The organism is Patulibacter sp., assembly GCF_030655195.1.
In the GTDB taxonomy this organism is placed as follows: domain Bacteria; phylum Actinomycetota; class Thermoleophilia; order Solirubrobacterales; family Solirubrobacteraceae; genus Patulibacter.
This window is the reverse complement of sequence record NZ_JAURWA010000090.1, coordinates 58,547-72,929: the sequence shown is the minus strand read 5'-3', so window position 1 is coordinate 72,929 and position 14,383 is coordinate 58,547. Positions and strand designations below refer to the sequence as shown.

The 14,383-nt window shown below is 75.8% G+C and carries 15 protein-coding genes; 10 read left to right on the top strand and 5 right to left on the bottom strand.

Going from position 1 to position 14,383, the window contains the following annotated elements:
- The 4 genes from Q7T67_RS09445 to Q7T67_RS09430 all read right to left on the bottom strand — a co-directional run.
- Positions 1-828, bottom strand: an 828-nt coding sequence (locus tag Q7T67_RS09445; protein WP_304788401.1) for a zf-HC2 domain-containing protein, incomplete at its 3' end; no start/stop codon positions are given.
- A gap of 86 nt (positions 829-914) precedes the next feature.
- Positions 915-1,838, bottom strand: a complete 924-nt coding sequence (locus Q7T67_RS09440) for a glycosyltransferase family 2 protein (RefSeq protein WP_304788399.1) — start codon at positions 1,836-1,838, stop codon at positions 915-917.
- 67 nt (positions 1,839-1,905) lie between these two features.
- Entirely contained in the window at positions 1,906-3,291 is a 1,386-nt protein-coding gene (locus tag Q7T67_RS09435) for a phosphomannomutase/phosphoglucomutase (RefSeq protein ID WP_304788397.1), read from the bottom strand.
- A 73-nt stretch (positions 3,292-3,364) separates the two neighbouring features.
- Positions 3,365-4,933, bottom strand: a complete 1,569-nt coding sequence (locus Q7T67_RS09430) for an oligosaccharide flippase family protein (RefSeq protein ID WP_304788395.1) — start codon at positions 4,931-4,933, stop codon at positions 3,365-3,367.
- A gap of 231 nt (positions 4,934-5,164) precedes the next feature.
- On the opposite strand from Q7T67_RS09430, the gene Q7T67_RS09425 reads away from it, so the two are divergent.
- Both Q7T67_RS09425 and Q7T67_RS09420 read left to right on the top strand, forming a co-directional pair.
- Entirely contained in the window at positions 5,165-5,848 is a 684-nt protein-coding gene (locus tag Q7T67_RS09425; RefSeq protein ID WP_304788393.1) for a methyltransferase domain-containing protein, read from the top strand.
- A 10-nt stretch (positions 5,849-5,858) separates the two neighbouring features.
- Positions 5,859-6,584: an SDR family oxidoreductase gene (locus tag Q7T67_RS09420; RefSeq protein ID WP_304788391.1), complete on the top strand. Its 726-nt coding sequence runs from the start codon at positions 5,859-5,861 to the stop codon at positions 6,582-6,584.
- Between the two features lie 35 nt (positions 6,585-6,619).
- Here the strand turns inward: Q7T67_RS09420 and Q7T67_RS09415 are convergent, their stop codons facing one another.
- Positions 6,620-7,327 carry a bifunctional 2-polyprenyl-6-hydroxyphenol methylase/3-demethylubiquinol 3-O-methyltransferase UbiG gene (locus Q7T67_RS09415; RefSeq protein ID WP_304788389.1) on the bottom strand — a complete coding sequence of 236 codons (708 nt, stop codon included), beginning with the start codon at positions 7,325-7,327 and terminating at the stop codon, positions 6,620-6,622.
- 131 nt (positions 7,328-7,458) lie between these two features.
- Between Q7T67_RS09415 and Q7T67_RS09410 the strand changes: the two genes are divergently transcribed.
- The 8 genes from Q7T67_RS09410 to ruvA all read left to right on the top strand — a co-directional run bounded on the left by Q7T67_RS09410 (position 7,459) and on the right by ruvA (position 14,374).
- Complete coding sequence (locus tag Q7T67_RS09410; protein ID WP_304788387.1) at positions 7,459-8,241, top strand: class I SAM-dependent methyltransferase; 783 nt, start codon at positions 7,459-7,461, stop codon at positions 8,239-8,241.
- Complete coding sequence (locus Q7T67_RS09405) at positions 8,238-9,002, top strand: bifunctional 2-polyprenyl-6-hydroxyphenol methylase/3-demethylubiquinol 3-O-methyltransferase UbiG (RefSeq protein WP_304788385.1); 765 nt, start codon at positions 8,238-8,240, stop codon at positions 9,000-9,002. Before Q7T67_RS09410 ends, Q7T67_RS09405 begins: the two co-directional genes overlap by 4 nt.
- Entirely contained in the window at positions 8,999-10,006 is a 1,008-nt protein-coding gene (locus Q7T67_RS09400; RefSeq protein WP_304788383.1) for a glycosyltransferase family 2 protein, read from the top strand. The genes Q7T67_RS09405 and Q7T67_RS09400 overlap by 4 nt, the downstream gene beginning before the upstream one ends.
- Positions 10,003-11,190 carry a glycosyltransferase family 4 protein gene (locus Q7T67_RS09395; RefSeq protein ID WP_304788381.1) on the top strand — a complete coding sequence of 396 codons (1,188 nt, stop codon included), beginning with the start codon at positions 10,003-10,005 and terminating at the stop codon, positions 11,188-11,190. Before Q7T67_RS09400 ends, Q7T67_RS09395 begins: the two co-directional genes overlap by 4 nt.
- Positions 11,191-11,240: 50 nt before the next feature.
- Complete coding sequence (locus Q7T67_RS09390) at positions 11,241-11,990, top strand: YebC/PmpR family DNA-binding transcriptional regulator (RefSeq protein WP_304788379.1); 750 nt, start codon at positions 11,241-11,243, stop codon at positions 11,988-11,990.
- A gap of 12 nt (positions 11,991-12,002) precedes the next feature.
- Positions 12,003-13,205 (top strand): glycosyltransferase, encoded by a 1,203-nt coding sequence (locus tag Q7T67_RS09385; protein WP_304788377.1) that lies wholly within the window; start codon positions 12,003-12,005, stop codon positions 13,203-13,205.
- 81 nt (positions 13,206-13,286) lie between these two features.
- Positions 13,287-13,781, top strand: coding sequence for a crossover junction endodeoxyribonuclease RuvC (gene ruvC, locus Q7T67_RS09380; protein ID WP_304788375.1), 495 nt, complete (start codon positions 13,287-13,289; stop codon positions 13,779-13,781).
- Positions 13,778-14,374 (top strand): Holliday junction branch migration protein RuvA, encoded by a 597-nt coding sequence (gene ruvA / locus Q7T67_RS09375; RefSeq protein ID WP_304788373.1) that lies wholly within the window; start codon positions 13,778-13,780, stop codon positions 14,372-14,374. Before ruvC ends, ruvA begins: the two co-directional genes overlap by 4 nt.
- Positions 14,375-14,383 lie beyond the last annotated feature (9 nt).

Sequence of the window (14,383 nt, the reverse complement as noted above, 5' to 3'; positions counted from 1 at the left end):
CCGGCGGGCGGGCGTCGCGGCGTCGCCGGTCCGCGCGTCCGGCAGCGCCGTCGGGGGCTCGCCGCTCGTCCGGGCGCCCCGTGCCGGGACGCCGGTCGCCCGCGTGGCGGACCCTCGTCCGTCGATCCTGCGCCTCTTCGGGGCCGCTTCCGCGGGGGTGTCGGCGACGGGCCGGCGCGGACCCGTGGGAGCCCGCGGGTCCTCCGCGGGGTCCGGCCGCGACGCGTCCCTCTTCGTCGTGCTCTCCCGCGACGCGGCCGCCGACGGTGCGGGCGCCGCCTGCTCGGCCGGGCCGCCGCCGGCCTGCGCCATCGCGGTGGTGATGACGCCGACCTCGCTGCCGTCGGGGTCGGTGCTGTCGCCGGCGCGGTAGCCGAGCTCCGCGCGGTCGAAGGCGTCGCGGAGGGCCCGGCAGTCGGGGCAGCCCTGCAGGTGCTCGACGAGCCGGGCCACGTCCGGCTCCGGCAGGCGCGCCTCGGTCCAGGCGACGAGCAGCCGCGGCATCGCGGTGCAGGCACCCGTGCGGGTCGCGCTCCGCTCGCGACCGTCGGGCCGGTGCGGGTTCTCGGCGTGCACCGCGGCGGCACGACGGGTCGCGCGCAGCAGCGTCGTCGCGGGGGCCTCGGCGTCGGGGTCGGCCGCCCGGGCCAGCCGGTAGGACGCGAACGCCTCGCCCGTCGCCCCGAGGGCGTCGGCCGGGGCGGTGACGGTGCGGAGGTAGGCCAGGACGCGTCCGGCGCGCCGGGAGACGAACGCCGCGAGCGCGGCGGGATCGGCGGTCGCCGAGGGCTCCGGGACGTCCGACGTCGTCTGTGCAGGGGCGGCCACCGACGACAGGCTACCCCGTCCGCACGGCCGTGACGGGACTGGGTGCGGTGTCCCGGGGAGCCGTTCGTCCCCGGACGATCCCGACCTCAGCGGCCCCGCCGCGACAGGCCGTCGCGGGCGCCCAGCAGGTGGTCCCGCGTCCAAGCCCGGTGGGCGGCCCGACCGGGTGGGGCGCCGAGGACGGCCCGGCCGGCCGCGCCCGCGACGTTCAGCGCCGCGGTGGCCGCGGCCACCGCCGGGGAGCGACGCGACGCCTGCCAGGCGTAGGTGGCCGCCATGAAGCGGCGGGCGCGGTCGTCGCCGAAGGCCCCGGTGGTCGCCGCCGCGATCTCGTGGTCGACGTGCGCCTCGGGCACGTACCGGGTGGCGGCACCCGCGCGGGCGGCGCGCCAGCAGACGTCGAGGTCCTCCGCGTACATCCACATCGCGGGGTCGAAGCCGCCGATCGCGTCCCACGTCCCACGGCGGATCGCCAGGAACGCCCCGTGCGCCCACGGCACCCGGCGGCCGGCGTCCGGGTCCCAGCTGCCCTCGAGCACGTGACGCCTGCGGGCGGCGTCGCTGCGCTGCGTCAGCCCGGCGTTGAACGCCGCCGTGAACCGCAGTCCGGGGAACGGGTGGACGCTGTGCTGCGTCGTGCCGTCCGGGGCGACAAGCCGCGGGGCGAGGATCCCCGCGTCGGGGTCGGCCTCGCCCGCCCGCAGGAGGGCCTCCAGCGCACCGGGCCGGACCGCGACGTCGGCGTTGGCGGGGCAGATCCACGCCGCGTCCGATCCCCGCGCGCCGAGGTCGACGGCCGCCCCGAAGCCGAGGTTCGTCCCCGGCTCGACGAGCCCGACCGCGGGATGACGTCCGCGGACGAGCTCCGCGGACCCGTCACCCGGGGCGTTGTCGACGACGACGACGCTCGCCCGGCCGGCGTCGAGCTCGGGACCCAGCGAGGTCAGGCAGCGGTCCAGGAGCTCCGGGGTCCGGTACGAGACGACGACGACGAGGAACGGCGCGCTCACGGACGTGCCGCCCCGGTCCGCGGGACGGCCGCCGCGGCGACCGGGATGCGGACCGGCACGACGCCGCTCAGGCGCGGATGACGCCCAGGACCTCGTCGCGCCTGCGCTCCATATCCTCCGGGGAGACGAGGGACTCCAGGCAGAGGCGCAGCAGCGGCTCGGTGTTGGACTTGCGCACGTTGAAGTGCCAGTCCTCGTAGTCGACGGAGACGCCGTCGACGTGCGTGATCGTGGCGCCGGCGGCGCGGTGGGTCTCCTCGATCTCGGCCATCTTGGCGTCGGCGTCCTCGACGGTCGAGTTGATCTCGCCGGAGATGAAGTACTTCTCGTGGAAGCGCCCGACCAGCTCGGAGAGCTTCTGGCCGCGGACCGAGAGGAGCTCGAGGATCAGCAGCGCGGGGATCGAGCCGGAGTCCGCGTTGGAGAACTCCTTGAAGTAGTAGTGGCCCGAGACCTCGCCGCCGAAGATCGCGCCCTCCTGCGGCATGCGGGTCTTGAAGAAGGCGTGGCCGACGCGGTTGATCAGCGCCGTGCCGCCCGCCGCCTCGACGATGTCGGCGACCACGCGGGAGGCGCGGCAGTCGTAGAGGATCGTCGCGCCGGGCTGCTTCTCGAGCAGCGACTCGGCCAGGAGCGCGGTGAGGAAGTCGCCGTCGACGAAGCGGCCGAGGTCGTCGATGAAGAAGCAGCGGTCGGCGTCGCCGTCCCACGCGATGCCGAGGTCCGCGCCGGACTCCAGCACCTTGTCGATGATGAACTGCCGGTTCTCCGGCAGCAGCGGGTTGGGCTCGTGGTCGGGGAAGTTGCCGTCCGGCGTCCAGTAGGTCTCGACGAGGTCGAGGTCCAGGTGCTTCAGGACGGGGCCGATCATCGGGCCGGCCATGCCGTTGCCCCCGTCGACCACGACCTTCAGCGGCTTGATCTTCGCGGGGTCGATGAACTCGAGCGCGGCCTGCTGGAACGCGTCGTAGACGTCCTCCTCGACGACCTGCCCGGGGGCGACGCCCTCCGGCTCGGCGTCGAGCTCGGTGCCGAGGCAGAGGTCGCGGATCTCGCCGATGCCGCGCTCGCCCGACAGCGCCAGCGCACCCTTCTCGACGAGCTTGGCGCCCGTGTACGCCTTCGGGTTGTGCGAGGCCGTGCACATCAGGCCGCCGTCCAGACCGCGCGTGCCGACGGTCCAGTAGAGCATCTCGGAGCCGACCTGCCCGAGGTCCACGACGCTCGCGCCCTCGAGCACGATGCCGTCGCGGTAGGCGCGCAGGAGCTCCGGCGCGGAGAGGCGCATGTCGCGTCCGACCGCGACCGTGATGTCCGTGACGGCCTTGCCGGAGAGGTCCGAGATGACCCGGGCGAACGCGCGGCCGATGCGGTGGGCGACGGTGGCGTCGATCTGCTCGCCGGCGATGCCGCGGACGTCGTAGGCCTTGAAGATCTCGGGAGGCACGCTCATGACGGCCCATCCTATGGGCCGCGCAGGGCCCGGCGCGGGCGCGGCGCTGCACGTCACCGGACCTTCCCGGGGCCTATCGCACGGCGCCTCGTAGATAGCCGCCGATCTCCCGCACCAGCGCTCGTTCGAACAGGAGCGTCGCCGCCCCCAGCAGGACCACGAAGACGACCAGCTCGATCCCGAGCGGCACCGACAGCGTCGTCAGGAGCACCCCGACCGCGGTGGCCGGCAGGACGGGGATCAGGGAGCGGACCGTCAGCCGCAGCGGCGACCACGACCCGAACCGCCGGCGCACGTAGACCGTGCGGATCGCGAGCTGCCCGAGGGCCTGGGCGAGCATGCTGACCGCCAGCCCGTCGAGGCCCCAGATCAGGATCGGTGGGACCTGCAGGACGACGAAGAGGAGCAGCGCGCCGATGCCGTTGACCGCCAGGGGACGGGAGTCGCCGGCCACGAGCTCGTACTGCCACCAGTTCGTACCGAGGTGCGCGACGGCGACGGCGACCGCGAACCACTGGACCACGCCCACGGCCGAGCGCCACTCGTCGCCGTAGACGGCGGGGATCAGCTGCGGCGCGAAGATCACGATGCCCGCCGCGACGGGGACCGCCCACGCGAGGCCCACGCGGTTGGCCTTGCCGAACGTCTCCCGCAGCACGTCGGGGCGGTCCTGCGCCGCGGCGATCGCGGGGTAGAGCACGGTCGAGACCGCCTGGTCCAGCCGGGCGGCGAAGAACGTGATGTTCGAGGCGAGCGTCACGGCGGCGACGGCTCGGCCGTCGATGGACCGCTGCGCCAGGACCATCAGCCCGAGGCCGACCACGGCTCCGGAGACGGCGGCGATCCACAACGACACGGAGATCCGGCCGTAGCGGCGCAGCGCGACCCGGTCGAACTTCGGGCGCAGCCGGAACGGGCAGAGGACGACGGCCACGATCGCCGTCGCCCATGCCCCGGCCAGGATCCCGAGGACGATCGACCACGCCCCGAACCCGGCGATCGCCAGGCCGACCGCCACGACGGTGCCCAGCACCGGGTCGATCGCCTGGATCACGCGCAGCCGGCCGAAGTCCATCCGCCGCGCCAGCACCCAGAGCGGGGCCTGCAGGGTCTGCGCGGGCCACGCCAGCGCGCTGGCCATCCCGAGCAGCAGCAGCCGGTCGTCGCCGTACATCAGCGCCAGCAGGGGGGCGGAGGCGATCGTCAGGACCGTCAGCGCGCCGTTGACGGAGACCTCGATCGCGAAGACGCGCTGGAACGCGAGCTCCTGGTCCTCCTCGTCCTGTCCGACGAAGACCTCGTTGGTGCCGGTGGTGCGGAAGGCGGCCAGGAGCGCGCCGAAGGCCAGCAGGGCGCCCCAGATCCCGTACTCCTCGGGACCGACGACGCCCGGGAGGACGAAGTTGCGCGCCGTCTGGACGAGGCCCATCGCGGCCATCCAGATGCCGCTGATGAGGACCCCGCGCGTGGCGTGCTCGCGCAGGGTGCGGGAGCCCAGGGCGATGCCGCGTCGCTCGGCGGCCCCGGCCGAGGCGGTCGTCGCGCCGCCGCCCGGCAGGTCTCCGGCGAGCGGGTCGATGCCCGGCACGTCGTCCGGCGTGCGCAGGACGCCCGACGCGGCGACCTGGACCTGCGCCGGCACGTGGGCCTCCGGACGAGCGCGCGGCGCCTCGGGCGCAGCAGACCCCGGCGCGGCGTCGGCCGGCGGCTCGTTCGGGGGATCTGCGGCGGGCTCGGTCAACCGGGGCGGCGCTTCGGAGGAGACCGTCCGGGTCCCCGCGGGGAACGCGGCGGACGGACGGCGGGACGCCGCGGCAGTCTAGTGCGACCGCGCGGCCGGGCGACGGGGGTGGCGCCCGTAGACTGCCCGGCCGTGGCCCAGCCGATCACCCGCGAGTTCCTCACCGACGTCCTGGCCTTGGTCCCGGCCCCGGACCCGGTGGTCGAGTTCGGCTCGCTGCAGGTCGAGGCCGAGCAGGACATCGACCTGCGCCGCTTCTTCCCCGGCCGGCCGTTCACCGGCACCGACTTCCGCGAGGGGCCGGGCGTGGACCGCGTGGAGGACCTCCGCGGCCTGACCTTCGCCGACGGAGAGATCGGGACCGCGATCTGCCTCGACACGCTCGAGCACTGCGCCGACCCCGTGACGGCGGTGCGCGAGATGCACCGCGCGCTGCGCCCCGACGGCGGCCTCTGCCTGATCAGCTCGGTGATGCTCTTCGGCATCCACGGCTACCCCAACGACTACTTCCGCTTCACGCCCGAGGGGTTCCGGCAGCTGCTCGAGCCGTTCGACGACGCGTGGGTGATCGGCATCGGCGACCAGGGCATCCCGCGCGAGGTCTTCGGCGTGGGGATCCGCGGCGGGTCGCTCGACGCGCTCGGCCTGGGCGCGATGCCGCACCTGGCCGAGCGCCAGCGCTGGTGGGACGACGCGACCGGCATGGTCCGGCTCGGACCCCTGCGGTACCCGCCGCGGCTGCTGGCGAAGGAGCTGGGCTGGGAGGCCCGGCGCCTGGTCCGCGAGCGCCTGCGCCGCGGACGCCGGGCCGGGTAGGGGAGGGCCGATGACGCAGCGCGCCGCGATCGTGACTGGGGCCACCAGCGGGATCGGTCGGGCCGTCGCCCGCGCGCTGGCGGAGGAGGGGCACGACCTCACGCTGACCGCCCGCCGCGCCGACCGGCTGGACGCCGTCGCCGCCGAGCTGCGCGCGGGCGGCTTCGCGGTGCACGCCGTCCCGGCCGAGCTGCAGGACGACGGTGCCGCGGCGCACGTCGTCGCCGCGCACCGCGAGCGCTGGGGCCGGCTCGACGTGCTCGTCAACAACGCCGGCGTCGGTCGCGGCGCCGCCGTGGCCGAGACGACGCAGGCCGACCTGGACCTGCAGCTCGCCGTCAACCTGCGCACGCCGATCCTGCTCTACCGCGAGGCGATCGGGCTGCTGCGCGCCGGCGCGCGCGAGCATCGCAATGCGCTGGTGGTGAACGTCGCCTCGGTCACGGGGGTCTACGGCGAGCCGTGGCTGTCGGTCTACGCGGCGACGAAGGCGGGGCTCATCAACTGGACGGAGTCGATGCACCGGGAGCTCTCCGCCGAGGGGATCAAGTCCTCCGCGCTCTGCCCCGGCTTCGTCGACACGCCCAGCCGCGACCCCGCGGGCGGCGCCCCGGACCCGACGGCGATGATGACCCCGGAGGACATCGCCGAGGCGGTGCGGTTCCTGCTGCGGGTCTCGCCGGCGTGCTGCGTCCCGCGGATGGAGCTCGTCCGCCCGGGCGAGCGGATGACCTGAGACCGGACCGCCGGGGCGCCGTCCGCGTCGGCGCCTCAGCCCGGCGTGGTCCCCACCAGCACGTGCTGGTAGGTCAGGAACGCGCGGACGCCCCGAGGTGCGAGCCGGGGCAGGTGGCGGTCCAGGCGCGACGGCTTCCACGGGTGGACCTTCATCACGCGCAGGACGTCGCGGTCCACCGGTCCGATCGGCGCCCCCGCGTCCGCCAGGAGGTTCATCGCGTCGCCGAGGGTGAACCAGCGCAGGTGGGTCGCGTCGAAGAGGCCGGCCTCGCGTCGCGGCCAGGTGCCGTGACGGGCCAGGGTCCAGAACGTCTCCCAGTAGCGGACGTTCGGGAGCGAGACCACGACCGATCCGCCCGGCCGCAGCAGGGCGACCGCGGTCGCCAGCGCGGTCCACGGCTCGCGCAGGTGCTCGAGCACGTCCGCGGCGATCACGCAGTCGTAGCCGTCGCCGACGAGCTCCCGGGCGGACGCCGGAGAGGCCAGCAGCGCCTCGAGGTCGGCGACCTCGACGCGATCCAGACGGGTGCGGGCCCGCTCGGCGTAGACCGGGTCGAGCTCCAGGCCGACGATCTCGCGCGGGGCCGTCGCCTTGAGCGCCGCGCCCAGCGCACCCGAGGAGCAGCCCAGGTCGAGGATCCGCCGCGCGGAGCGGGGGACCATCGACTGCACGTCGGGCCGGGGGTTCTCGTACGCGAACTGGCGGACGTCGCGCAGCACGTCGGTGGCGGGGGCCTCCATGGCGGCGGATACTGACGCAGGACCCGCCCGCCCGGTCCCCGCCCCGCGGGTCGCGCGCCGCGGCCGCGACGGCGGGCGGCGGGGCTCGGCACACCCGCGGGCGCCCCGACCTCGCCGTACACTGCGGCGCTGTGGCCGACCGCATCCCCCAGCCGTCCCCCGTCGAGGACCGCATCGCCGCCGCCCGTGCCGCGATCGCCGACAACCCTGTCTGGTACCACGCCATCGAGCTCGCGCCGGGCGTCGTCACGCCCGGCTTCGTCGACCACCGTCCGGTCACGCCGAAGATCCTGCCGCGCGACCTCACCGGCGTCCGCGCGCTCGAGGTCGGCACGTTCGACGGCCACTGGTCCTTCGCGATGGAGGAGCGCGGCGCGCAGGTCACCGCGCTGGACCTCCCGGCGTTCGAGGCCACGAACTTCCCGCCGATCCACCGCGAGCGGCTGCTCAAGGAGATGTCCGAGCGCGACATGGAGCTCGGGCGCGGCTTCCGGCTCGCCCACGAGATCCGCGGGTCGTCCGTCGAGCGGCTCGAGGTCGACGTCCAGCGCTTCGCGCCCGAGGAGGTCCCCGGCGAGTACGACCTGGTCTTCGTCGGCGCGATCCTGCTGCACCTGCGCGACCCCGTCGGCGCGCTGGAGCGCCTCCACGGCTGCCTGCGCCCGGGCGGTCGTCTGATCGCCTTCGAGGCGTTCTCGCTCGCCGCCACGTTGCGGGCCCCGCGCCGCGCGATGGCGACGTTCGAGACGGTCGAGACCGCCTTCAACTGGTGGGTGCCGAACCTCGCCGCCCTGCGCGCCTGGTTCCTCACCGCCGGCTTCGTCGACGTCCGGCGCCACGCGATCATGCGCCCTCCGACGAACCCCGAGATGAAGGGCGTCAACGTCCTCTTCACGGCCAAGCGCGGCGCGTGAGGGCCGACGCCGCCGAGCGGATCGCCGCGCTGCCCGAGGACCTCGTCGTCCTCGACGTCGGCGGCTGGGCGGCACCCCTGTGGCGCGCGGACTGGGTCGTCGACCTCCTGCCGCACGAGACCCGCGGCCTCTACGGTGCCGCGGACCCCGACCGCGAGCGGTTCACCGCCGAGACCTGGCGGCAGGCGGACGTCTGCGGCCCCGAGCCGTGGCCCTTCGAGGACGGGCAGTTCGACGTCGCGATCTGCTCCCACACGCTGGAGGACGTCCGCGACCCGGTCTTCGTCTGCTCCGAGCTGCGCCGCGTCGCGCGCTCGGGCTACGTCGAGCTGCCGGCGGCGATCGAGGAGCTGACCTTCGGCGTCCAGGGCCCGTGGGTCGGCTGGTCGCACCACCGCTGGATCGGCGAGCGGAACGGGGACGGGCTCGTCCTGACCCACAAGCCCCACCTGCTCTCCGCGCCCGGGCGGCACCTGCCGACCGGCACGCACGAGCGGGTGCCCGAGAGCGAGCGCACCATCGCGTTCTGGTGGGAGGGCGACCTGCCCGTCCGCGAGCGGGTCCTCGTCGACGCGGACGAGTTCGACGGCTGGCTCGGCGGGCTGCTGCACTCCTGCGCGCAGCGGGCCGGGGTGCCCGTCCCGGAGGCCGATGCCGGCACCGGGCGGAGCGGTCGCGCCGCCCGGCGGCACGAGCGGGCCCGACGGGCCCGCGAGGCGCTGGGGCACCGCACCTCCCGCTGGCGCGACGGCCGCCGGTGAGCCGCCCGGCCGACGCCGACGCGGCCCCCGGGCGGCCCGACGTCTCGGTCGTGCTGGCCACCGCCGGGCGCCGGGTCGGCCTGCTCTGGGCCCTCGACGCGCTCGCGCTGCAGGTCCTGCCCGGGGACGCGACGCTCGAGGTGCTCGTGGTCCACACCGCCGGGCCGGTCGCCGAGCCGCTGCAGGCCGCCGCGGAGCACCCGCTCGTGGTCTCCGGCGTCGCGCGGATCGTCGCCGACCCCGCGCCGTTCGCCGCGGGCAAGCGCAACGCCGGCTGGCGCGCCGCCCGCGCCCCGCTCGTCGCGTTCACCGACGACGACTGCCGCCCGCGCCCGGACTGGGCGGCCGCGTTCCTGCGCGCCCACCGCGCCGACCCGACCGCCTACCTGCAGGGCGGCGCGGCGATCGACCCCGACCAGGAGCGCGTGGCGCTGCGCGCCCCCCGGCCGCGCCTGCAGACCTTCGTCCCGCCGACGCCGTGGGCCGAGCTCTGCTCCGCCGCGGTGCCGCGCGCCGCGCTGCAGCACGTCGGCGGTCTGGACGAGACGTTCGAGCGGGCGGGAGAGGACACCGACCTGGCCTGGCGGCTGCGCGACGCCGGCGCGCCCTGGACGGCCGTGCCCGGAGCGGTGGTCGACCACGCCGTCGAGACCCCGGGCCTGCGCGGTGCGCTGCGGGTCGCCGCGCGCTTCGTCGACGCGCCCCGGCTGGTCCGCCGGCACCCCGGGCTGCGCGCCCACTTCGCCGCCGGGCTCTTCTTCTCGCCCGCCCACGCGTGGTGGCTGCTCGGCGTGGCGGGCGTGGGCCGCGCGGTCCTTCGCTGCGAGCTGCTCCCGCTCGGGCTGACCGCCCCGTGGCTGGCCTGGCACCTGACCCGCTACGGCCGCACGCCCCGGGGCGCGGCCCGCGCAGCCGCCGAGCTCCCGGGGGACGCGCTGATCGACGGGGCGCAGGTCGCGGCGTTCGTGGCCGCGTCGGTGCGCGAGAGGACGCCGCTGCTGTGAGCGACCGCGCGCCCACGACCGGCCGCGAGGTCCTCCGGCCGACGCTGCTGAACCCGGTCTTCTGGCCCGAGGTCCGCCGTGGCAGCGAGCGGGCGGTCCGCTCGCTGGCCGACGGCCTCGTCGCGGCCGGCCACGCACCGCGCCTGGTGACCTCGTACGACGGCCGCACGCCGCGCTACGACGTCGAGGACGGCCTGGGCGTGACGCGCCTGCCGCGCGTGGCGTCGCGGCACCTGTGGCGCACGGTCGCCGACGACCACGCCGCGCACCACCCGCTCGCGCTGCCGCTGCTGTCCGCCGACCCCGGCGACGTCCTGCACGCCTTCTACCCGACCGACGCGACCCTCGCCGTCCGCGCGGCGGTCGGCCACCGGGCCCTCGGCGTCGTCCGCCCGCCGGGCCGGGGACGTCGCCCGCGGGTCCCCGTCGTGGTCAGCGTGATGGGCCCGCCCGACCGGGTCTGGGGAGTCGCGGTGCGCGGTCGCCTCGAGGGCCTCGTCGACGCCGCGCGCGCCGCCGACGCGGTGACGACCCTGAGTCGCTTCGCCCAGGACCGCCTGTGGCGGACCTTCGCCGTGCGCTCAGAGATCGTCCCCCCGCCCGTGGACCTGGAGGCGTTCGCCCCCGACGCTGCGACGGAGCGCCACGAGGCCCCGACGATCCTCTTCGCGTCGGACCCCGCGAGCGGCGCCAAGCGCATCGGGCTGCTGCTCGACGCCGTGCGGATCGTCCGCCGCGACCGGCCGGGCGTGCGGCTCCTCGTCAACCGCCCGACCGACGCCGGCCTGGCCGCGGACCTGACCGCGGTCGCAGGGGTCGGGCTGGTCGACCTCGACGACCGCGGCGCCCTCACCGACGCCTACCGCCGCGCCTGGGTGACGGCCCTGCCGTCGGAGAACGAGGCGTTCGGGCTCGTCGTCGCCGAGAGCCTGGCCTGCGGCACGCCGGGCGTCGCGTTCGCGGGGGAGGGACCCGCGGAGGTGCTCACCGGCGACGACGTCGGCCGGATCGCCCCCGACGCCACGGCGGCGTCCCTGGCCGCCGCCCTGACGGGCGCGCTGGAGCTGGCGGAGGACCCCGCCACCCCCGGCCGCTGCCGCGCCGCGGTCGGGCACCTCGGGGTGCCGGAGCACACCGCCCGCACGCTGCGGCTGTACCACGCGGCGCTGGCGCGCTCCGCGTAGCGCGCCTCCGCGACCCCCGCCGGACCCGTCCGCCGCGCTAGGCTCGACCCATGTCGGGGCACAGCAAATGGGCGAGCATCAAGCACAAGAAGGCGATCGTCGACTCTCGCCGCGGCAAGGCGTTCACCAAGCTCAGCCGTCACATCACCATCGCCGCGAAGGACGGTGGCGGTGACGTCGCCGGCAACGCGTCGCTGGCCCTGGCCGTCCAGAAGGCCAAGGACGCGTCGATGCCCAAGGACAACATCCAGCGGGCGATCGACAAGGGCACCGGCGCCGGCGCGGACGCCGCGTCGTACGAGAACGTGATGTACGAGGGCTATGGCCCGGGTGGCGTGGCGGTGCTCGTCGAGGCACTGACGGACAACCGCAACCGCACCGGTGCGGACATCCGCCACATGTTCACGAAGGCCGGCGGCAACCTCGGCGAGCCGGGGTCCGTCGCGTACCTCTTCGACCGCAAGGGCGTCATCGTCGTCGACGGCGAGAAGCACGACGAGGACGCGCTGATGGTCGCCATCGAGGCCGGCGCGGACGACATCGAGGACGAGGACGGCACGTTCGTCGTCGTCACCGAGCCGGGCGCGCTGCCCGACGTCCAGAAGGCGCTCGACGCCGAGGGCATCGCCTACGAGTCCGCCGACCTCGTCTACCGCCCCCAGGTCCGCACGCCGCTGGACGAGGAGGGCGCGGAGAAGCTCGCGAAGCTGATCGATGCGCTCGACGACAACGACGACGTCTCCGAGGTCCACGCGAACTTCGACGTCGACGACGACGTCCTCGAGCGGGTCTTCGGCTAGCCGCCCAGCCCCGTGAGCACCGGGGCGCCGCTGCGCGTCCTCGCGATCTCGAGCCTCTATCCGCCCCACCACCTCGGCGGCTACGAACTCGTCCACCGCGGTGTCGACGAGCGCCTTCGGGCCTCCGGGGCCGACGTCCGGGTCCTCGCCACCGACCACGTCGAGCCCGGCGCGGCCGAGCGCGGCCTGCGGGACGACCCGGACGTCCACCGCGAGCTGCGGTGGTACTGGCGCGACCACGCGTTCCCGCGCCTGCGTCCCCGCCAGGTCCTCGCGCTCGAGCGCCACAACCACCGCGTCCTGCGCCGGCACCTCACCGGGCACCGCCCCGACGTCGTCGTCTTCTGGGCGATGGGCGGCATGAGCCTGTCGCTGGTCGGCGCGGTCCGCCGCGCCGGGGTCCCCGCCGTCTTCGTCGTGCACGACCGGTGGCCGATCTACGGGCCGGTGTTCGACCGCTTCGCGCGGATGCTGCGTCCGCTGCTGCGCGCCCGCGGCCCCGTCGCCCGGCGCCTGGGCAGCGACCGGCCGCGCGGTCCCGAGGGCACGGTCCTCCTGAACTCGCTGCGGCTGGCGGACGAGCTGGTCCGCACCCGGTCGATCCCGCCGGGCTGGCACGTGCTGGCCCCGGGGATCCCGCTCCCCGACGCACCGGCGCCCGAGCGCCCGTGGGCCGGCCGCCTGCTCTGCCTCGGCCGGCTCGACGAGCGCAAGGGCGTCGACGTCGTGGTCGACGCCCTCTCCCTGCTGCCCGGCGCCACGACGCTGACGGTGGTCGGCGGGGGAGACCCGTCCGTCGGCGACGACCTGCGGGCCCGCGCGGACCGGGCCGGGGTCGGGCACCGGCTCGAGCTGCGCCCGGCCGTCGAGCGGGACGCCCTGCCCGCGTTGTTCGCCGACCACGACGCGCTGGTCTTCCCCGTCCGGTGGTCCGAGCCGTTCGGGCTGGTCCCGCTCGAGGCGATGTCGTTCGGTCGCCCCGTCGTCTCGACCGCCGTGGGCGGGCAGGCCGAGTACCTCGAGGACGGCGACAACGCGCTCGTCGTCCCCGTCGACGACGCCGACGCGGTCGCGGGCGCCGTCCGTCGCCTGGCCGAGGACGACGACCTGCGCTCCCGCCTGCGCGCCGGTGGTCTGCGGACCGCGACGGGCATGGACGAGACGCGCTTCCAGGCCGGCGTCGAGGCCGCGATCCGCCGCGCCGCCGGCCGGTGACCGTCCGCTCGCGACCGGGACCCTGGACGTACGAACAGCTGTTCGTGGGAAGGCGTCCGGGCCTTCGCGCAGAATGGCGGTGTGGTGATCGTCCTCGGCATCGATCCCGGCCTCGCCAACACGGGGTACGGCGTGGTCCAGCGACGCGGCAGCGCGATGGCCGCGCTGGACGGCGGCGTCATCGCCACGCGCTCAGGCGTGGACCTCGGCGAGCGCCTGGACCACATCCACCGCACGGTCTGCGCGCTGATGGACCACCACGACCCCGTCGCGCTGTCGATGGAGTCCCTGTACTTCGGCAAGAACACCTCGAGCGCCCTGGCGGTGGGGCAGGCGCGCGGCGTCGTCCTGCTCGCCGCCGCCCAGCGCGGCATCGAGTGCATCGACTACACGCCGCAGCAGATCAAGGGCGCGGTCTGCGGCAGCGGCGCGGCCGACAAGGCGCAGGTCCAGCGGATGGTCCAGATGCTGCTGCGCCTGGCGGCCCCGCCGTCGCCGGACCACGCTGCCGACGCGCTCGCCGCGGCGATCTGCCACGCCAACCACGCCCCGCTGCGCGCGGCGGTCGCCCGGTGATCGCGCTCCTGCGGGGCGCCGTGCACGAGCGCCGCGCCGACTCGGTCGTCCTGCTCACCCCGGGCGGCGTCGGCTACGTCCTGAACTGCTCCAACACCACCCTGGCCGCCCTGCCCCCGGCCGGCGACGACGTCACGCTGCTCTGCCACCTGGCGGTGCGCGAGGACGCCCTGACGCTCTTCGGCTTCGGCTCCGAGCCCGAGCGCGACCTCTTCCACCTGCTGCTCACCGTCCAGGCCGTCGGGCCCAAGCTCGCCCTGGCCGTGCTGTCCTCGGGCGGGCCCGACGAGGTCGCCACGAGCATCGCGGGCGGCGACGCCAAGCGGCTGCAGCAGGTCCCCGGCGTCGGCAAGCGCACGGCCGAGCGGATCGTCTCCGAGCTGCAGGACAAGCTCGCCGGGCGCGCGAGCGTCGGTACGGGTGTCGGCGGCGCGGCGCGCGGGGTGGTCACGGCCGGCCCCGCCGACGAGGCGCGCGAGGGCCTCCTGGGCCTCGGCCTCTCGCCGGAGGAGGTCGACGCGCTCCTGGCCGTCTCCCACGGCGACACCGCCGCCGAGCTGATCGCCGACGCCCTGCGCAGGTCCCGCGCGTGAGCGGCCGCG

Excerpts from the sequence above, each read along its gene's own strand:
- Q7T67_RS09435 (WP_304788397.1), bottom strand. The coding sequence starts at position 3,291 with ATGAGCGTGCCTCCCGAGATCTTCAAGGCCTACGACGTCCGCGGCATC.
- Q7T67_RS09420 (WP_304788391.1), top strand. The coding sequence starts at position 5,859 with ATGACGCAGCGCGCCGCGATCGTGACTGGGGCCACCAGCGGGATCGGT.
- Q7T67_RS09415 (WP_304788389.1), bottom strand. The coding sequence starts at position 7,327 with ATGGAGGCCCCCGCCACCGACGTGCTGCGCGACGTCCGCCAGTTCGCG.
- Q7T67_RS09390 (WP_304788379.1), top strand. The coding sequence starts at position 11,241 with ATGTCGGGGCACAGCAAATGGGCGAGCATCAAGCACAAGAAGGCGATC.